At 62.0% G+C, this 19,536-nt stretch carries 18 protein-coding genes; 3 read left to right on the top strand and 15 right to left on the bottom strand.

Features of this window, described 5'->3' with window-relative positions:
* The first annotated feature begins 75 nt into the window (after positions 1–75).
* Together JET14_RS05275 and JET14_RS05270 are read left to right on the top strand one after the other, a co-directional pair.
* Positions 76–1,161 (top strand): CobW family GTP-binding protein, encoded by a 1,086-nt coding sequence (locus JET14_RS05275; RefSeq protein WP_200337116.1) that lies wholly within the window; start codon positions 76–78, stop codon positions 1,159–1,161.
* Complete coding sequence (locus JET14_RS05270; RefSeq protein ID WP_200337115.1) at positions 1,161–2,147, top strand: WD40 repeat domain-containing protein; 987 nt, start codon at positions 1,161–1,163, stop codon at positions 2,145–2,147. Before JET14_RS05275 ends, JET14_RS05270 begins: the two co-directional genes overlap by 1 nt.
* A 54-nt stretch (positions 2,148–2,201) precedes the next feature.
* Here the strand turns inward: JET14_RS05270 and JET14_RS05265 are convergent, their stop codons facing one another.
* From JET14_RS05265 to JET14_RS05225, 9 genes are all read right to left on the bottom strand, one after another.
* Positions 2,202–3,758 carry a putative bifunctional diguanylate cyclase/phosphodiesterase gene (locus tag JET14_RS05265; RefSeq protein WP_200337114.1) on the bottom strand — a complete coding sequence of 519 codons (1,557 nt, stop codon included), beginning with the start codon at positions 3,756–3,758 and terminating at the stop codon, positions 2,202–2,204.
* A 190-nt stretch (positions 3,759–3,948) separates the two neighbouring features.
* Positions 3,949–4,353, bottom strand: a complete 405-nt coding sequence (locus tag JET14_RS05260) for a F0F1 ATP synthase subunit epsilon (RefSeq protein ID WP_138748672.1) — start codon at positions 4,351–4,353, stop codon at positions 3,949–3,951.
* A gap of 73 nt (positions 4,354–4,426) precedes the next feature.
* Positions 4,427–5,863 (bottom strand): F0F1 ATP synthase subunit beta, encoded by a 1,437-nt coding sequence (atpD, locus tag JET14_RS05255; RefSeq protein ID WP_024706589.1) that lies wholly within the window; start codon positions 5,861–5,863, stop codon positions 4,427–4,429.
* 23 nt (positions 5,864–5,886) lie between these two features.
* Positions 5,887–6,765: a F0F1 ATP synthase subunit gamma gene (locus tag JET14_RS05250; protein WP_024706588.1), complete on the bottom strand. Its 879-nt coding sequence runs from the start codon at positions 6,763–6,765 to the stop codon at positions 5,887–5,889.
* A 30-nt stretch (positions 6,766–6,795) separates the two neighbouring features.
* Positions 6,796–8,328: a F0F1 ATP synthase subunit alpha gene (atpA, locus tag JET14_RS05245; protein WP_200337113.1), complete on the bottom strand. Its 1,533-nt coding sequence runs from the start codon at positions 8,326–8,328 to the stop codon at positions 6,796–6,798.
* On the bottom strand, positions 8,328–8,894 hold the full coding sequence (locus tag JET14_RS05240) for a F0F1 ATP synthase subunit delta (RefSeq protein WP_200337112.1): 567 nt from the start codon (positions 8,892–8,894) through the stop codon (positions 8,328–8,330). Before JET14_RS05240 ends, atpA begins: the two co-directional genes overlap by 1 nt.
* A 245-nt stretch (positions 8,895–9,139) precedes the next feature.
* Positions 9,140–9,526: a hypothetical protein gene (locus JET14_RS05235; RefSeq protein WP_200337111.1), complete on the bottom strand. Its 387-nt coding sequence runs from the start codon at positions 9,524–9,526 to the stop codon at positions 9,140–9,142.
* Positions 9,527–9,586: 60 nt separating this feature from the next.
* Entirely contained in the window at positions 9,587–11,800 is a 2,214-nt protein-coding gene (locus JET14_RS05230) for a primosomal protein N' (protein ID WP_200337110.1), read from the bottom strand.
* Between the two features lie 46 nt (positions 11,801–11,846).
* A complete protein-coding gene (locus tag JET14_RS05225; RefSeq protein ID WP_200337109.1) occupies positions 11,847–12,785 on the bottom strand; it encodes a GNAT family N-acetyltransferase in 939 nt (312 codons plus the stop codon).
* Positions 12,786–12,927: 142 nt separating this feature from the next.
* On the opposite strand from JET14_RS05225, the gene JET14_RS05220 reads away from it, so the two are divergent.
* Entirely contained in the window at positions 12,928–13,863 is a 936-nt protein-coding gene (locus JET14_RS05220; RefSeq protein ID WP_200337108.1) for a tyrosine recombinase XerC, read from the top strand.
* A gap of 46 nt (positions 13,864–13,909) precedes the next feature.
* Here JET14_RS05220 and JET14_RS05215 read toward each other — a convergent pair whose 3' ends face one another.
* The 6 genes from JET14_RS05215 to odhB form a co-directional block, all read right to left on the bottom strand.
* The gene (locus JET14_RS05215) at positions 13,910–14,173 is read right to left on the bottom strand and encodes a hypothetical protein (RefSeq protein ID WP_138748681.1); all 264 of its coding nucleotides are present in this window, start codon (positions 14,171–14,173) and stop codon (positions 13,910–13,912) included.
* A gap of 171 nt (positions 14,174–14,344) precedes the next feature.
* Positions 14,345–15,265: a DMT family transporter gene (locus JET14_RS05210; protein ID WP_200337107.1), complete on the bottom strand. Its 921-nt coding sequence runs from the start codon at positions 15,263–15,265 to the stop codon at positions 14,345–14,347.
* Between the two features lie 150 nt (positions 15,266–15,415).
* Entirely contained in the window at positions 15,416–16,822 is a 1,407-nt protein-coding gene (gene lpdA / locus JET14_RS05205; RefSeq protein WP_200337106.1) for a dihydrolipoyl dehydrogenase, read from the bottom strand.
* Between the two features lie 97 nt (positions 16,823–16,919).
* Complete coding sequence (locus JET14_RS05200) at positions 16,920–17,558, bottom strand: LysE family transporter (RefSeq protein ID WP_200337105.1); 639 nt, start codon at positions 17,556–17,558, stop codon at positions 16,920–16,922.
* A gap of 15 nt (positions 17,559–17,573) precedes the next feature.
* On the bottom strand, positions 17,574–18,188 hold the full coding sequence (locus JET14_RS05195) for a LysE family translocator (protein ID WP_200337104.1): 615 nt from the start codon (positions 18,186–18,188) through the stop codon (positions 17,574–17,576).
* A 28-nt stretch (positions 18,189–18,216) separates the two neighbouring features.
* Positions 18,217–19,458, bottom strand: a complete 1,242-nt coding sequence (gene odhB / locus JET14_RS05190) for a 2-oxoglutarate dehydrogenase complex dihydrolipoyllysine-residue succinyltransferase (RefSeq protein ID WP_183483730.1) — start codon at positions 19,456–19,458, stop codon at positions 18,217–18,219.
* Between the last annotated feature and the right edge of the window lie 78 nt (positions 19,459–19,536).

Raw genomic sequence — 19,536 nt, 5'->3', positions numbered from 1 at the left:
AGCCAGGCATCGCTCCGCCTTGCTGCCAGGCGCCATCACCCTTATATAGTCGGAAAATCCTTCAAAGGAACGATCATGACTGACACGCAAGCAGCTCCGCCCATTCCGGTGACCGTGCTGACGGGCTACCTGGGATCGGGCAAGACCACCCTGCTCAACCGGATTCTCTCCGAAAACCACGGCAAGCAATACGCGGTCATCGTCAACGAATTCGGCGAGATCGGCATTGACAATGACCTGATCGTGGAATCCGACGAGGAGATCTACGAAATGAACAATGGCTGCGTGTGCTGCACGGTGCGCGGCGACCTGATCCGGGTCGTCGAGGGCCTGATGCGGCGCCCGCGTTTCGATGGCATCATCGTCGAGACCACAGGCCTTGCCGATCCGGTTCCCGTCGCCCAAACCTTCTTCATGGACGACGACGTCCGGGCCAAGACGGCGCTCGATGCCGTCATCACCCTGGTCGACGCCAAGCACCTGCCGCTGCGCCTGAAGGACAGCCGCGAGGCCGAGGACCAGATCGCATTCGCCGATATCGTGCTCCTGAACAAGACCGACCTGGTCAGCGCGGAGGAACTGGCCGATGTCGAAGGCCTGGTGCGCGCCATCAATCCGGCCGCCAGGATCTTCAGGACGGAGCGTTCGGCCATCGAACTCGAACGCATCCTCAACCAGAACGCGTTCGATCTGAAACATGTTCTGGAGGACGACCCGCACTTCCTCGATCACGATCATGATGACCATGTCTGCGGTCCCGATTGCGACCACGACCATCATCACCACGATCATGATCATGATCATGATCATGATCATGATCACGAGCACCACCACCACCACGGGCTGTCCGACCATCACGACGTGACGGTGCAGTCGGTGTCATTGCGCGGTGGCGAGCTCGACCCGAACCGGTTCTTCCCATGGATCCAGTCCGTCACCCAGAACCAGGGACCGAACATCCTGCGCCTTAAGGGCATCCTCGCCTTCAACAAGGACGACGATCGCTATGTGGTCCAGGGCGTCCACATGATCATCGAGGGCGATCACCAGCGCGCCTGGAAGGATGGCGAAGCGCGCGAAAGCCGGCTCGTCTTCATCGGACGCGACCTTGACCGCGAAAAGCTCGAGAAGAGCTTCCGGGCCTGCGAGGTCCGCAGCTGATGCCGAGCGTTGCGCCCGTCGACATCGACGACCACGTCATCGCCGCCGCCTTTCTCGGCGGAATTCCATTTTTTGCCACGGCCGGAGGCCGGATTCACCGGCTCGACGACGGCGAGAAGGTGACGGAGGCCCATGACGGCCTCCTCACCTGCGTGCGCGATCCCTTCAGCCAGACGCTGATCACCGGCGGCGAGGATGGCCGCGTGCTCCGCCTTGCAAAAGACGGCTCCTTCGAGGAACTGGCAAGCGTGCCGCGCAAGTGGATTTCCGTCGTCGCCGGCGGCCCGCACGGCGCCGTCGCCTATGCCGTGGGCAAGGAGACGCGGGTGATTGCCAGCGGCGCGTCGCATCTCTTTCCCGAGGAGCGCAGCGTCGAGGCGGTCACGTTCGCCCCCAAGGGCCTCAGGATCGCGGCCGCACGTTATAACGGCGCCTCGCTGCACTGGGTTGCAGGCTCCGCCCCTCCGGTCGATCTGGAATGGAAGGGCGCCCATGTCGGCATCACCTTTTCGCCCGACGGGCGCTTTCTGGTCACCGCCATGCAGGAAAATGCGCTGCATGGATGGAAGCTGGACGGCAAGCTGTCGGCCGAAGCGCGCCACATGCGCATGAGCGGCTATCCGGCCAAGGTGAAATCCTGGTCCTGGTCGCCGAAAGGCAAGTGGCTTGCAACCTCCGGCGCGCCGGCCGCCATCGTCTGGCCGTTTTCCGGAAAGGACGGGCCGATGGGCAAGGCGCCGCTCGAACTCGGCACCCGCGCCAATATCCTGGTCACCCAGGTCGCCTTCCACCCTTCGGAGGAAATGCTCGCCATCGGCTTCATCGACGGCATGATCATGGCCGTGCGCCTTTCCGACCAGAAGGAAGCGCTCCTGCGCCGCCAGGGCAAGGGGGCGATCACGTCGCTCTCCTGGGACGAAGCGGGCGAGCGCCTGGCCTTTGCCTCAGAAGCCGGAGATTGCGGGATCGTCACGATTTCGGGCTAGTTCCCCGGAACGGTCGTCCGCAAGCCTCTCGGGAACGCCTACTTCTGAAACGCTCTAATATCGCGGCCGGCCGTCCGGATAGGTCTTCAGGACCTCCGGAAGTTCCTCAGCCGAGACCGGCATGGCGTTGAAATAGCCTTGCACGGCATCCGCACCGTGGTCGCAGATCCAGTCCATCTGCGCTTTGTCCTCGATCCCCTCAGCGACCGTCTTCAGGCCGAGCGCCCGACACAGCTTGATGGTCGAGGCGACAATCTCGTCGCTTTGCGGATCGGTTCCGACGCCGGAGATGAAGCTGCGATCGATCTTGATCCGGTCAAAGGGCAGTTCGCGAAGCTGGCGCAGGCTGGAATAGCCCGTACCGAAATCATCAAGCGCCACACGGATGCCTTCCGCCTTGAGACGCAGGATATTGTTGCGCGTGGTGTCGAGATCGACCACCAGCGCATCCTCGGTCACCTCCAGCTCCAGACGGGAGGGCGGGAATTGATTCCGGCTTAGGATGTCGAGAACGCCTTTGGCAAAGCCGGGATCGCATAGTTGCTGTGGCGTCACATTGACCGCGATCGCCGTTGAAGCCGGCCATTGGCGCGCATCCTTGCAGGCCTCAGTCAACACCGTCTCGAACAATTGCGGGATCAGCCCCGCTGCCTCGGCATGGGGAATGAAGTCGCCGGCGCTCAGCACTCCGAGCTTCGGGTGTTTCCAGCGCGCCAGCACCTCGACAAGAACGACATCGCCGGCATGGCAACTGCTGATCAGCTGGTAATAGGGCACGATCTGACCCGACGAAAGCGCATCGGCAAGATCGAGCTCGAGCATATACTCGGCCCCCGACCCGCGATCCATGTCGTCGCTGAAGGATACGATACGTCGACGCCCCTCCTCCTTGGCCCGGTACATCGCCGTATCGGCCCTCTTCAGCAAGGTGTCGCGGGTCGTACCGTCCTTCGGATAAGATGCAATACCGATACTGACCGAAGGCGTGATCTCGCGCCCGAGCAGCAGGACCGGACGAGACACCTCCGCCAGCAGCCGTATTGCCACGTGCTCGGCGGTATCCGCGCCGCCGCCGTCATGCATGAGGACAGCAAACTCGTCGCCGCCAAGTCGACCGAGAAAATCGTCAGGACGAACGGCCTTCTTCAGCCGGTCGGAGACGACCTGAAGCAATCGGTCTCCCGCGTCATGGCCAAGGTTATCGTTGATCTGCTTGAACCGGTCGAAATCGATGAACAGCAGGGCGAAGCGGTCGGACTGACGGCGTGCCCGCGTCAACCGCCGCTCGCACTCTTCCTCGAAATATCGGCGGTTGGCGATACCCGTCAACGGGTCCTGGCGGGCCAGGGCCAGCGCCAGACGCTCGGCCTCATGCCGGCTCGCAATCTCCTTGCGCAATGAGCGCGTGCGGCGGACCAGCAGGACTAGAAGCCCGATGCTTGAAACCATGAAGGCAGTAAAGAACTCGTCGAGTTCCCAACTCTCGTGCGAGCGGGAAAAATCGCTCAGCCGTTCGAATGAATCGATAGAGATCAGAAAGCCCATGACGGGTACGGCGATCAATAGAACGACGACTATATCACTGCGCAGCTTGTCTTTTACGTTTGACATTCACAATCCGCACCCTGGCGTCGCATTTAGCGAGGCTCTTCTTATGTTTTGCTTCACCGCCACACTACGATCTACACGCCGGATTTACGCTTTGGTGAACGCCCCCGATCAAGACAATAGCCAGAAAACGCGAAAAGCCGCAGCGAAAAAGCTGCGGCTCATACGATTTCACAAGGAATTCAGTGCGGGATCAGCCCGGGAACACCGTCTCGTTCAGGTGCGTCAACTCGTTCATCATCTGCTCGATCGCGCTCTTGTGCTCGCGATGGCTTGCATCGTCGAGTTCCTTGCGCAGCGACTTGATGCGATGCTCGATGGCATCCGACGCCTCGCCGATCGGCACGGCCGTTTCGGCCAGAAGCGTGCAGGCATTGCCCTGGATATCGGCGAAGCCGTGGAAGACCAGGAACTGGAATTCCTTTCCATCGTGATTCTTGAACTTCACCATGCCGGGACGAACCGTCGTCATGGTCGGCGCGTGATCCGGCATCACCGTCATCTCGCCTTCCGCGGCGGGAATGACGACGGCATCCGTTTCGGCGGAGGCCAGCAGCTTCTCAGGGGTCACCAGCTCGAAAATCATCGTGTCAGCCATGACGTTCCAATCTCTTGTCTTGCAAAATCACCGGGAACCGATGGGCGGCGCCTCGGCGCCGCCCGCCTGAGGATCAGGCAGCTTCGGCGAGTTTCTTGGCCTTGGCGACGGCGTCGTCGATCGTGCCGACCATGTAGAAGGCCGCTTCCGGCAGGTGGTCGTATTCGCCTTCGACCAGGCCCTTGAACGAGCGGATCGTGTCTTCCAGCGAGACCAGGATGCCCGGCGCGCCGGTGAAGACTTCGGCTACATGGAAGGGCTGCGACAGGAAGCGCTCGATCTTGCGGGCGCGGGCAACCGTGAGCTTGTCCTCTTCGGAAAGCTCGTCCATGCCGAGAATGGCGATGATGTCCTGAAGCGACTTGTAGCGCTGCAGGGTGGACTGAACCGCACGGGCAACCTGGTAGTGCTCTTCGCCGACGATCATCGGGTCGAGCATGCGCGAGGTGGAATCGAGCGGGTCGACGGCCGGGTAGATGCCCTTTTCGGCGATCGAGCGCGACAGCGTGGTCGTCGCGTCCAGATGGGCGAAGGAGGTGGCCGGCGCCGGGTCGGTCAGGTCGTCGGCGGGCACGTAAATGGCCTGAACCGAGGTAATCGAACCCTTGGTCGTGGTGGTGATGCGTTCCTGCAGGGCGCCCATGTCGGTCGCCAGGGTCGGCTGATAGCCCACGGCCGAGGGAATACGGCCGAGCAGAGCCGAGATTTCCGAACCGGCCTGGGTGAAGCGGAAGATGTTGTCCACGAAGAACAGCACGTCCTGGCCTTCGTCACGGAACGATTCGGCGATCGTCAGGCCGGAAAGCGCAACGCGGGCACGCGCGCCGGGCGGCTCGTTCATCTGGCCGTAGACCAGGGCGCACTTCGAACCTTCGGCCGAACCGTTGTTCTCTGCCGGATCGACGTTCACGTTGGATTCGATCATTTCGTGGTAAAGGTCGTTGCCTTCACGCGTGCGCTCGCCAACGCCGGCGAAGACGGAATAGCCGCCATGCGCCTTGGCGATGTTGTTGATCAGCTCCTGGATGAGAACCGTCTTGCCGACGCCGGCGCCGCCGAACAGGCCGATCTTGCCGCCCTTGGCGTAAGGCGCCAGAAGATCGACGACCTTGATGCCGGTCACGAGGATTTCCGCTTCGGTCGACTGATCGACATAGGGCGGAGCTTCCTGGTGGATGGCGCGCTTTTCCTTGGTCTTGATCGGCCCGACTTCATCCACCGGCTCGCCGATGACGTTCATGATGCGGCCCAGCGTTTCGACGCCCACCGGCACCTGGATCGGGGATCCGGTATTCTTGACTTCCTGACCGCGGACCAGACCTTCGGTCGCGTCCATGGCGATGGTGCGGACTTCATTTTCGCCGAGGTGCTGGGCCACCTCGAGAACAAGCCGGTTGCCGTGGTTGTCGGTTTCAAGCGCATTCATGATGGGGGGCAGTTCGCCGTCAAAGGCGACGTCCACAACGGCGCCGATAATCTGCGTCACTCTACCGGTAGAGGCCTCAGCCATGATAAAACCCTCTTCTCAAGCTCTTACAGCGCTTCCGCGCCGGAAATAATTTCAATCAGTTCCGTGGTGATCTTTTCCTGACGCTGACGGTTGTAGGAAAGCGTCAGCTTGTCGATCATCTCACCGGCGTTGCGCGTCGCATTGTCCATCGCGGTCATCTTCGCGCCCATTTCGCCGGCGGCATTTTCCAGCAGCGCGCGGAAAACCTGGACGCGGATGTTGAGCGGCACGATCTCGGACAGGATGGTTTCCGCATTCGGCTCGTAATCGTAAAGCGCGGACTCAGAGCGCTCTTCCGCGCCTTCCGGCGCCGAAGCCGGAATAAGCTGAAGGCCGGTCGGCACCTGCGAGATCACCGATTTGAATTCCGAATAAAACAGGGTGCAAACGTCGAAAGCGCCCTCGTCGAACATCTCCATCACGCGGTTGGCAACATCCTCGGCATTGTCGAAGCCGATCTTGCGGACATCGCGCAACTCTTTCCGCTCAACGATCAGGTCGGCGAATTCGCGGCGCAGCGCATCATAGCCCTTGCGGCCGACGCAGAATATCTTGACGGTCTTGCCCTTGGAAATCAGATCACGGGCGGCAAGGCGGGCGTGGCGCGCGATCTGAGCGTTGAAGCCGCCGCAAAGGCCGCGTTCAGCCGTGCAGACCACCAGGAGATGAACATCATCCTTGCCGGTCCCGCTCATCAGCTTCGGCACTTCCTCGCCCTCGCCGACGGCCGCCGTCAGGTCGGCCATGACGGTGGCCATGCGTTCGGAGTAAGGCCGCGCATTTTCGGCGGCCTCCTGCGCGCGACGCAGCTTCGCCGCGGCGACCATCTGCATCGCCTTGGTGATCTTCTGCGTCGCCTTCACCGAGGCAATGCGAAGCTTCAGATCTTTCAATGAAGCCATGGGTTATAAATCCCCGCTAAGATTACCTGGTTACTTGGAGAAGTTCTTCGCGAAAGCGTCGATTGCCGCCTTCAGCTTGCCCTTCAGATCGTCGCTCAGCGCCTTTTCCGTCCGGATGCCATCGAGAACGTCGCTCGCCTCGCCGCGCATGTAGGACAGCAGTCCCTGTTCGAACTTGCTGACATCGCTGACCGGCAGCTTGTCGAGATAGCCGTTCACGCCGGCAAAGATCACGACCACCTGCTCTTCCGTCTTCAGCGGCGAGAACTGCTGCTGCTTCAGGAGCTCGGTCAGACGCGCGCCACGGTTCAGAAGACGCTGGGTCGCAGCATCGAGGTCGGAACCGAACTGGGCGAAGGCAGCCATTTCACGATACTGGGCAAGCTCGCCCTTGATCGAGCCAGCAACCTGCTTCATCGCCTTGATCTGCGCCGACGAACCGACGCGCGACACCGACAGGCCGACGTTCACGGCCGGACGAATACCCTGGTAGAACAGGTCGGTTTCAAGGAAGATCTGGCCGTCGGTGATCGAGATCACATTGGTCGGGATGAACGCCGAAACGTCGTTGCCCTGGGTCTCGATGACCGGGAGCGCCGTCAGCGAGCCGGCGCCGCGCTCTTCCGAAAGCTTGGCGGCGCGCTCGAGAAGACGCGAGTGCAGGTAGAAAACGTCGCCCGGATAGGCTTCACGGCCCGGCGGGCGGCGCAGCAGCAGCGACATCTGACGATAGGCGACGGCCTGCTTGGAAAGGTCGTCATAGGCGATCAGGGCGTGCATGCCATTGTCGCGGAAATATTCGCCGATGGCGCAGCCGGCGAACGGCGCGATGTACTGCATCGGGGCCGGATCGGAGGCGGTGGCGGCGATGACGACCGAATATTCAAGCGCGCCGCGTTCTTCCAGCGTCTTCACGAACTGGGCAACGGTCGAACGCTTCTGGCCGACGGCGACGTAGACGCAGTAGAGCTTGTCGTTGTCCGGGCCGTTGTCGTGGATCGGCTTCTGGTTCAGGAAGGTGTCGAGGATGATCGCGGTCTTGCCGGTCTGGCGGTCGCCGATGACGAGCTCGCGCTGGCCGCGGCCGATCGGGATCAGGGCATCGATGGCCTTCAGGCCGGTCGACATCGGCTCGTGAACCGACTTGCGTGGAATGATGCCGGGCGCCTTGACGTCGACAACGGCGCGGTGGTCCGAAGCAATCGGACCCTTGCCGTCGATCGGGTTGCCGAGCGCGTCGACAACGCGGCCGAGAAGGCCGGGGCCGACCGGCACGTCAACGATGGCGCCGGTGCGCTTGACGACATCGCCTTCCTTGATCTCGCGGTCGGAGCCGAAGATAACGACGCCGACATTGTCGCTTTCCAGGTTGAGCGCCATGCCGCGCACGCCGCCGTTGAACTCGACCATTTCGCCGGCCTGGACATTGTCGAGGCCATAGACGCGGGCGATGCCGTCGCCGACCGAAAGCACCTGACCGACTTCAGAGACCTCAGCCTCGTCGCCGAAATTTTTGATCTGTTCTTTCAGAATTGCGGAAATTTCCGCGGCCCGGATATCCATCAGCCAACCTCTTTCAGTGAAAGCTTAAGTTTGGAGAGTTTCGTGCGCAGAGACGTATCGATCTGACGCGAACCGACCTTGACGATCATTCCGCCGAGGAGCGACGCATCTTCGGTGATCTGAAGGGACACATCCTTGCCCGTCACATCTTTCAGCGCAGTCTTCAATTCCTGTTGTTGTTCATCAGACAGGGCATGGGCCACTGTCACTTCAGCCGTCGCCTGACCACGATAGGCGGCAACCTCGCCGCGATAGGCCGAGATCATGCCGGGCAGGACGAAAAGACGGCGGTTTTTCGCAACCAGCTTGACGAAATTGGCGACATAGCCGCCGATTTCCGCCTTGGCGAGAATGGCGGTCACCGCCTTCAGCTGCTCGTCGGCGCTGAAGACCGGACTCATCACCAGACGCCGGAAATCGTCGCTTTCATTCAACAGCGTCTCGACACGGTCGATATGGGCGCCCACGGCGTCGATGCTGTCATCTTCCTTGGCAAGTTCGAACAGAGAAACAGCGTAGCGCTGCGCCACGTTCGACACAGATTGGGATAGGTCTGCCACAGGCACAAATTCCCCTTAAAAATCGGCGCGGGCCGTGTCGTCGCCGGCACTGCCCGAAGCCCTCAAAACCTCACAATATCCCCGGGAAACAGCAGGAAAAAACATGCTGGCCCTCCCAATAGTCGGGGTTCGTCTAGCACAGGTAAAAGCGACTCGCAACACGCGCAAAGCCCGTTTGGAGCATTGGCATGCGTTTCTCGTCACAAAGTCGCAAAACCCTGAAACGCAGTGCTTTTGAATGCCTTTGTCGTTTACGCCCAGCCAAGGCCGTAAAGCAGCATGAACATGCCCGCCACCGCCTGGCAGACGAGGAATATCCCTCCCTTGATCGACCGGCTCCCGGTCGTGCCCATCCACAACAACCTGGTGAGAAAGCCGAAGATCAGCGCCAGACCGAAGGTGCGATAGATCATCGGCTGATCAAACAGGAGCGCCATCAGCGACATGGCGGCATAGGTGCCGCCGATCATCGAACGGATGTGGATCGACTGCCCGCTCTCCTCCTTCAGTCCGGAAAACCCTGCAAGCCCCATCAGCTTCAGCGGCGCCAGCGCCACGACGAGCCCCCAGATCAGGATGACAACGGCCATGAACAGGGCGATCTGCCCGATGAAACTCTCCGGCCAGTAAAAACTCATCTGAACGCTCCCTTGCCTTATCCGGCGCGGGTTCCCCGCGCTTCTTGAAAATCAATCTATCTAGAGAAAGCTCTGCGGGTCAATGTCAAGCTGCACGCGGACGCTGCCACGTTGTCGCGGCCCGTTTTCGAGCATTTCCCTCAAAAAAGTCTGGATGTCGTCCGCCCGGCTGCCGTGCACCAGCAGGCGAAAGCGGTAGCGCCCCCGCACCAGTGCCAGCGGCGCCTCGGCCGGGCCAAGCACCGAGATCGAGCGCCCGGCGGGCGCTGCCGCTCTTAAGCCCCGCGCATGCGCCTCGGCATCGGCGCGATTGTCGGCGGAAATGATGACGGCCGCGAGCCGGCCGAAGGGGGGGAGCACGCTCTTTTCCCGCTCCGTGATCTCCCGGTCGTAAAACGCCTCGGCATCGCCGGAAACGATCGCCTGCATCACCGGGTGGGCCGGCTGGTAGGTCTGGATCAGGCCCTTGCTCGCAAGCCCCGTGCGCCCTGCCCGTCCCGTCACCTGGGCGAGAAGCTGGAAGGTGCGCTCGGCCGCGCGCGGATCGCCATTGGCAAGGCCGATATCGGCATCCACCACGCCAACGAGCGTCATAAGCGGAAAGTTATGTCCCTTGGCCACCAGTTGCGTGCCGATGATGATGTCGGCCTCGCCATTGGCGACCGCCTCCAGTTCCAGCCTCAGCCGCTTGACCCCTCCGGCCATGTCCGAAGACAGGATGATCGTGCGCTTTTCGGGAAAATGCTGCTCGACTTCCTCGGCGATGCGCTCAACCCCCGGCCCGCAGGCGACCAGATGATCAAGCGTGCCGCATTCCGGGCAGGCCTCGGGCACCGGCTCGCCGTGGCCGCAATGGTGACACATCAGCCGCCCGCGAAACCGGTGCTCGACCAGCCAGCTCGAACAGTTTGGGCACTGGAAGCGATGGCCGCAGACCCGGCAAAGCGTGAGCGGCGCATAGCCGCGCCGGTTCAGAAACAGCAACGCCTGTTCTCCGCGCCCGACCGTTTTGTCGATCTCCGAAAGCAGCGTTGGCGACAGGAAGCCGCCGCGTTTCGGCGGATCGCGCCGGAGGTCGACCGTCTTCAGGCTCGGCAATGCCGCCTCGGCAAAGCGGCCCGGCAGATGGATGCGCCGGTAGCGCCCGGCAAGCGCATTGACCTGGCTTTCGACCGAAGGCGTCGCGGAAGCCAGCACCGCCGGAAAACCACCGATGCGCGCCCGCACCACCGCCATGTCACGGGCATTGTAAAACACCCGATCTTCCTGCTTGTAGGCCGTGTCATGCTCCTCGTCGACGACGATCAGGCCGAGTTCCTCGAACGGGAGGAACAGCGCCGAGCGGGCCCCGGCAACCACGCGGATCGCCCCTTCCGCCGTCTGCCGCCAGACCTTTTCGCGCATGCGCGGCGCGAGGTCCGAATGCCATTCGCCGGGCCGCGCACCGAAGCGGCTCTCGAACCGGTCGAGGAAGCTTGCCGTCAGTGCGATTTCCGGCAAAAGAATCAGCACCTGCTTGCCCCTGGCCAGCGTTTCGGCCACGGCCTCGAAATAGACCTCCGTCTTGCCGGACCCGGTGACGCCATCGATCAGCGTCACGTTGAAACCGTCCGCCGCCACGGCAGCGCGCAGATCTTTGGCCGCCGCGTCCTGGTCGGGCGAAAGCGCGGGGCGTGCATAATCGGGATCGGGCGTGGCAAAGGCCGGCGGCGGCGGCAGGAAGACCGTGTCGAACACGCCCTGCTTCATCATCGTCTCGACGACACTGGTGCTCACACCCGCCGCGCGCGCGAGCCCGAGCCGCGTCCAGCCGGCGCCGTCTTGCGCCAGCTCCAGAACGCGCTTGCGCGCCGGCGTCATCCGCTCGGGAACGGTGCCCGTCAGCGTCAGCCCCTCGATCATCGGCTCCGGCTCGAGAGCAGCAGGCGCGCGGACGGCCATGCGCGCCACAAGCCCCGGCGGGGTCAGCGTGTAGGCGGCAACCCAGGAAATGAAACGACGCATCTCCTCCGCAACGGGCGGGCAATCGAACACATGCTCGATCGGCCTCAGCTTCTTCGGGTCAACCGCATCGCCCGCCTCGTCCCAGACGATGCCGATGACCTTGCGCGGGCCGACCGGAACCTGCACGACGGAACCGGGCATCACCGCCATGCCTTCCGGCACGGCATAGGAATAGGGACCGGCGACCGGCAGCGGCACCATCACGGGCACGCTGCGCACGACGGCGGGGTCCATGCGTTTTCCGAAAAGATCGAGCGAATCTGAGGTCATGGCTGGCAAGATTGCCCGCCGCATCCTTCAAAGTGAAGCGGAGAATTCAAGAGGCGTCCGAAACGACCGGCGCGGGCTTGGTCTTTTCCAGAACGAAGGTCGCATCCGGATTGGCAGCGAGCGCATGCACGGTATGGTGTTCCAGCGCGGCGGTCACATCGGCAGGCTCGCCCTGCAGCTCATGCGGCATGATCATGTTGCCGACCGTGAAGTCGAAGCGGTCGCCCTTCTTGTTGAGAAGCTCGTGGAAAACCGTCATGTCGCGCAGTTCCGTCGACCATTTGGCGAACCAGTAAAACAGGCCGGAATTGCGCGCCTTCAGATGCACGGGCAGGATCGGCAGGTCATATTTGCGGGCAAAGCCGATCGCCGAGGTCTTCCACGGGCGTTCGTTGAGCTTGCCGTCGGCCCAGTAGGCGATGCGGCCGGAGGGAAACAGCACCATCGCCTTTTCCTGCTTTATGGCGTTGTTGGTAACCTGCAGCGTCTCGCGCGCCTTCAGCTTGCTCTTGAACTCCTCGCGCCACTCGACCGGGATGATCATCTCCACCAGACGCGGATTGACGCGCACGGCGTCCCGGTTGGCGAAGAATGTCATGTCCGGGCGGCGCTCTTTCAGGAGATCGAAGACGGCCACCCCGTCGGCGATGCCGGTCGGATGGTTGGAAACCATCACGAAACCGCCCTTTTCCGGGATGCGCTCTCTGCCGACGCAATTGATGTCGAGGGTCAGCCGGTTGGAGATGTAATCGAAGACCTGGTAGCCATCCATGGACTCGATGTCATTGGCGAAATCGATCGCCTTGCCGTAGCCCAGAAGCAGGTGGAGAAACGGACGCATCACCGGCCAGAACGGATTGTGGACGATCTTCTGTCCGCGTTCGGCGATCAGCGTGTCGACGATATGTCCCGGTTGCCCCTGGGAGACAAGCGCCACAGCCTCGGCGAACTGCGCCAGGGCGGATGATGAATCACGACGCGCCATAAAACTTCCTGCTTTTGCTGAGGAGCCTATATCGCAATTCCGTGTGAAAAGACAATGACACCTCCCGGAACCCTTAGCGTTTTTGTAACCCAATTTACTGTAAAATCGCGCCGCGGCAAGAAGTTCCTGAGACGGTGACCCCATGGGCGAGATACTGGTGCCTGCTGATGATGCATTGCTTGGCTTGCGTCAAGAGTGGCTGCAAGCGCTTGCCGGCGAGCGCCGGCTTTCGGCAAAGACGACCGAGGCCTACGAGCGCGACACGCGGCAGTTTCTCGCCTTCCTGTGCCGCCATATCGCACGCCCCGTGCGGCTTGCCGACATTGCTTCGCTGAGGCCCGCGGATGTGCGCGCCTACCTCGCTTTCCGCCGTCGCGAGGGCGCCGGCGCGCGCACGCTCGGCCGCGATCTGGCGGGTATCCGGTCATTTCTGCGCTGGCTGGAAAAACGCGGCCTCGCCAATGCCGCCGGCGTACGCGCCATGCGGGCGCCGAAACAGCCGAAATCGCTGCCAAAGCCCCTGAGTGCCGAGGAGGCGCTCGCGGTTTCAACGGAACAGGGCCAGTTGGCGGAAGAGCCGTGGATTGCCGCGCGCAACGCCGCCGTCTTCTGCCTTCTCTATGGCTGCGGCCTGCGCATCTCCGAAGCGCTCGGGCTGACGCCGGATGACTTTGCGGGCAGCCCGACAAGCCTCCGGATCACCGGAAAGGGCAACAAGACCCGCATCGTGCCGCTCCTGCCGGCAGCGCTTGAGGCGGTGCGGCATTATGGCGCGCTCTGCCCGCATCACCTGGCCGGGGAGAAGCCGCTGTTCCGGGGACTGCGGGGCAAGGCATTGCAGCCGGCGATCATCCAGCGGGAGATGCAGGCCCTGCGCGGCGCGCTCGGCTTGTCCGACAAGGCCACGCCGCATGCGCTGCGGCACTCTTTCGCGACCCATCTTCTGGCCGCCGGCGGCGACCTCAGGACCATTCAGGAACTGCTCGGCCACGCCTCGCTTTCGACGACGCAGGTCTATACCGGCGTCGATACCGGGCGGCTTCTGGAAATTTACGACAAGGCGCATCCGCGCGCCTGAGAGATGGAAACGGCCCCGCCGTCAAAGCGGGGCCGCGTCGCTGTGCTCAGTTGTTCAGATCGTTGTAGCTGAAATCGATCAGCTTCGGCGTGCCGTCAGGCTGGACCTTGTAGGTCTTGACCGCATGCCAGTTGCCTTCATCCATCACCGAGGTCGAAAAGACATCGCCGGGCGCGGCGATGCGGGCGATATCCCTGTCGGCGGCGGTCACCTTGGGGCCATAGAAGGAGGGGTTGAGCGGTTGGGCGGCAAAGGCCGCGCCTGCGCCGACGATCAGCGTTGCAAGCGAAAGTGCGATAATCTTCTGCATTGAGTCTGTCCTTGGGCGTTTTCAGTGTTCTCGTTAACCGGAAAGGACCATCCTTTTCCTGCCTCACTACAGCCGATGACTGTGTTCGCTATTAGATTTCCTCCGCCATAAATCCATTAAATAACTGTAAATATTATATTTTTCTGATCCCTAATGCAAAGATGCAGCAGATCACCTGGATCGAGGCGGACGCGCCGCCATGACCGCTCCAACGCCGATCATCACGAGACCAACGATCTCGAGCGCTGAAGGGTGGTCAGCGAATATGACGACGCTCCACAATGCGGCAAAGACGAGATAGGCATTGTCGAACAGGCCGACGACCGGCGCCGGCGCGGCGCGGTATGCGGCTGCCACACCCGTTGTGATAGCAACAAGAAAGATGGCGAGCAGACCGATCACGGCCCAGTCGGACGCATCGAGCGGCCGCCAGGCGGCAAACACGAAACCATCGCCAGCCGGAAACAGCTGAAGCCCGGCAATGCCCGCCGCCCCCGAAGCAGCAAGCGCGACATTGAGATTGAGCGCCATGGCAAAGGGCGCTTCGTCCCGGCATTTGCTCCAGGTGATGATCGCCGCGAGCGCGTAGAAAAAGGCAGCGAGCAGCGGCAGCAGAACGAAGGGCGAGGCGGACCCGGCGGCAGGATTGACGCTGACGACAACCCCGGCAAGGGCGATCACGATGGCGCACCAACGGACAAGGCCCACGGGTTCTTTGAGAATGAAGCGCGCAAGCAGCGCCATCCATAAGGGCGCGGTATAATAGCAGGCAGCCGCCAGCGAAAACGGCAGTTCCGGCAAGGATGCGTAATAGCAGAACCACATGGAAACGAGGCAGAGACTGCGAGCCGTTACCCAGCCGAGGCGCTGCGGAACAAGCCGCGTGCCACGCGCAAACAGTTTCAGCCCGAGCGCCAGGAGCAGAGCCGCGAAGAAGGAGCGCAGGAAGATCAGTTGCACAAGCGCAAAGCGAACACCTGAAAGTTTGACCAGCGCATCGGAAAGCGACAGCAGAAAGACCGAAGCGGTGATCAGCGCGATTCCCCTTGCCGGACCGCCAGAGAAGATAGAACCGGGTATCTTGTAAGCCATGGCCTATGCAAACAGCATAGCGCGCGCCATGAACAATGAATTCTGCTGAAGTCTCGGATCAACGACGCGAATGAAGCCGCCGGAAAATTGAAAAACGGCCCCGCTGAGCGGGACCGTTATCAGCTGTGCAAACAGGACCGTTCCGCCGGATCACATGTGGATCGGTTTGAAGAAGGCGGCGAGCGCTGCTTCCTTCACCGCTTCCGACATGGTCGGATGCGCGTGGCAGGTGCGGCCGAGGTCTTCGGCAGAACCGCCGAACTCCATCAGCACCGCCGCCTCATGGATCATCTCGCCGGCGCCGAAGCCGACGATGTGAACGCCGAGCACACGGTCGGTTCCCTTGTCGGCGAGCACCTTGACGAAGCCGTCGGTCGCTTCCATAGCGCGGGCGCGGCCATTGGCCATGAAGGGGAACTTGCCGACAGTGTAGGCGACGCCGTCCTTCTTCAGCTCCTCTTCGGTCTTGCCGACCGAGGCGACTTCCGGCTGAGTGTAGACCACGCTCGGGATCACGTCGTAATTCACGTGGCCGGCCTGGCCGGCGAGGATTTCGGCGAGCGCCACGCCCTCGTCCTCGGCCTTGTGGGCGAGCATCAGGCCCTTGACCACATCGCCGATCGCATAGATGCCGTCGACATTGGTCTTGAAGTGGTTGTCGATTTCCACGCGGCCGCGCTCATCCAGCTTCACGCCGGCTTCTTCCAAGCCAAGGCCCTCGGTATAGGGCTTGCGGCCCGTCGAGATCAGCACGATGTCGGCTTCGATGGTTTCGGCATCGCCGCCCTTGACCGGCTCGAAGGTGACCTTCGCGCCGTTGTCGGCTTTCTCGACCGCTGTCACCTTGGCGGAAAGCTTGAAGTCGAGGCCCTGCTTGGCGAGCATCTTCTGGAACTGCTTGGACATCTCGCCATCCATCGGCCCGAGGATCTTGTCTAGGAACTCGACCACGGTGACCTTGGCGCCAAGGCGCGACCAGACCGAGCCGAGCTCGAGCCCGATGACGCCGCCGCCGACGACGACCATGTGTTCGGGAACCTTCTTCAGAGCGATCGCGCCGGTGGAGGAGACGATGGTTTCCTCGTCGATTGCGACATCGACGCCCGGAATGCCGGCAACGTCCGAACCGGTGGCGATCACGATGTTCTTGGCTTCAAGCTCCTCGGTGGAGCCGTCTTCCTTGGTCACCTGAACCTTGCCGGCGGACACGATCTTGCCGGTGCCCTGGAAGCCGTCGATCTTGTTCTTCTTGAACAGGAAGGCAACGCCTTCGACATTCGACTTCACCACGGCATCCTTGTGGCCCATCAGCTTGTCGTGATCGAGTTCGACGCCGGAAAGCTTTACGCCGAGGCTTTCCATGCCGTGTGCGGCGTGGGCATACTGCTCGGAGGCATGCAGCAGCGCCTTGGACGGGATGCAGCCGACATTGAGGCAGGTGCCGCCATAGGTGGCGCGCTTTTCAACCACGGCGACCTTCAAGCCGAGTTGCGAGGCCTTGACCGCGCAGACATAGCCGCCGGGGCCGGAACCGATTACGATAAGATCATAGGACATCAGATTTCCTTCTCTTTTTGCGGTCATGGCCGATTGCGAAGGATGGGCGCAAGTGACCGTGATTGTCTTGGCCGGAGGCCGGATTTCGAAACCTCGCTCAGCCCGCTTTTTCCGTTGCCAGCTTCAGCCCGAAGGCGATGAAGACCGCGCCGCTTGCGCGGTTGATCCAGACGCTGGCCCTTTCAAAGGCGATGCGCATGCGGGGCGTGGTCAGGAACAGCGACACGCCGACGAACCACGCAATCAGGCACATCGCCATGACGAGGCCATAGCCGAACTTCACCCCTGCCGGAGTTTCATGACTGACCACGGTCGAAAAGATCGACAGGAAGAACAAGACCGGCTTCGGATTCAGCGCATTAGCGAGAAAGCCGAGCGAAAACGCCTTCACCGCTCCCTGCCTTGCCTTTGGTTCGGTAACCGCGACGGGAGCGACCTCGGCCTTGCCGGCGCGGATCGATTGGACGCCTAGATAGATCAGATAGGCGGCGCCCGCCCATTTGATCACGTTGAACACCATGATCGACTGCGAAATGATCAGCCCCAGCCCCATGATCGTGTAACTCACATGGAACATCAGCGAGGTGCCGACGCCGAAGCTGCTGAGCACCGCAGAACGTCTTCCCTGAACCAGCGCCTGCCGGATGATCATCGCGGTATCCGCGCCGGGAGCGACGATGGCAAAAGAGAAGATCGCCATCAGCGACGCGAGCTCAATCAGGTATTGATGCTGCATGAAGGGCGTCCCGGTTTATTGCCTGCTGAGCGCCAGTTTAACGCCGAAACCAGCAAAGGCCAGCGCCACGCTTCGCCGCATCCACGCCATCGCCCGTTCGCTCGACAATACCCGGTCGCGCATCAGACCGGAAAACTGACCGTAAACCACGAACACCGCAAAGGTCATCGCCATGAACACCGCCGAAAGCATCAGCATTTCGAGAACGGGCGCGGCGGCATCCGGCGAGACGAATTGCGGCAGGAAGGCAAGGAAGAAAACGGAGAGTTTGGGGTTCAGGATATTGATCAGAAAGCCGTTGCGGACGATCGCGATCAGGCCTCGCCGAGGCGTCCCCTCTCCGGAAACCCTGAGCGTGCCGCGATCCCTCAGCGTCTGCCAGGCAAGGTAGAGGAGATAGGCAACGCCGGCGAACTTGACCGTCTGGAACAGAAGCGCGCTGGTGTGAAACAGCGCGGCGAGCCCGAAGACGGAGGCGAGGATTGCCGGAATGATGCCGAGCGTGCAGCCGAAGGCGGCGGCGACGCTCGCCATCCTGCCCTGCGCCAGGCCGGTGGCGAGCGTGTAGACCACGCCCGTGCCGGGAGCCAGAACAACGATCAGCGCCGTAATCAGAAATTCGATGCTCATGCTTTCGGGCCCCCTGGCATTTGCTTGATCAGAGATCGAGAACCAGCCGTTCCGGATCCTCAAGCGTCTCCTTGACGCGGACGAGGAAGGTCACGGCTTCCTGACCGTCGACCATGCGGTGGTCGTAGGACAGCGCCAGATACATCATCGGGCGGATGACGACCTGGCCGCCGATCGCCATCGGGCGCTCCTGGATCTTGTGCATGCCGAGAATGCCCGACTGCGGGGCGTTCAGGATCGGCGAGGACATCAGCGAGCCGTAGACACCGCCATTGGTGATGGTGAAGGTGCCGCCCTGCATGTCCGCCATGGAAAGCTGGCCGCTGCGGGCCGCCTTGGCAAGACGCGCGATCTCGGCCTCGATCTCGGCGATCGACATCTGGTCGGCATCGCGCACGACCGGAACCACAAGACCCTTGTCCGTGCCGACGGCCATGCCGATGTGGCAGAAGTTCTTGTAGATGATGTCCGTGCCGTCGATCTCGGCATTGACGGCCGGGATTTCCTTCAGGGCGTGACAGACAGCCTTGGTGAAGAAGCCCATGAAGCCGAGCTTCACGTCGTGCTTCTTCAGGAACAGGTCCTTGTACTTGGAGCGCATTTCCATCACGGCCGTCATGTCCACCTCGTTATAGGTGGTCAGCATGGCTGCGGTATTCTGCGCGTCCTTCAGGCGCTTGGCGATGGTCTGACGCAGGCGGGTCATCTTGACGCGTTCCTCGCGGTCGGCATCCTCGACCTTGGAGGGCGCGCGCTGCGGGGCCTTGGCCGGCTCTGCGGCCGGGGCGGAGGTGCCCTTGGCTGCTGCGGCGATCACGTCGCCCTTCAGCACCTGACCGCGCTTGCCCGAACCTTCTACCTGGTCGGCGGAGATGTTCTTTTCTTCCATCATCTTGGCAGCGGACGGCGCTGCCGGCATGTCGGAGCCGCCGGACTTCGGCTTGTCTTCGGCCTTGGCCTCTTCCTTCTTGGGCTCTTCCTTCGGCGCCTCGGCCTTCGGCTCTTCCTTTGCGCCGCCAGCGGCAGGCGCATCGCCCTCGGCGATCTGGCCGAGAAGGGCGTCGAGTTCGACGGTCTCGCCTTCGCCGGCAACGATCTCGGAAAGCGTGCCGGACGCGGGCGCCGGAACCTCGATGGTCACCTTGTCGGTTTCCAGCTCGACAATCGGCTCATCGGCGGCGATGGCGTCGCCGACCTTCTTGTACCAGGTGCCGACCGTTGCTTCGGTAACGGATTCACCCAAAGTGGGAACGCGGATTTCAGTGGCCATGTCAAAAGTCCCGATATTGATAAACGTGGTGTCCGGATCGCCTTGAAGCGGTCGTTCACGTGCCGGGCTTTGAAGGTC

Source organism: Martelella lutilitoris (genome assembly GCF_016598595.1).
GTDB lineage: Bacteria > Pseudomonadota > Alphaproteobacteria > Rhizobiales > Rhizobiaceae > Martelella > Martelella lutilitoris_A.
This window is presented reverse-complemented; position numbering and strand designations above follow the sequence as displayed.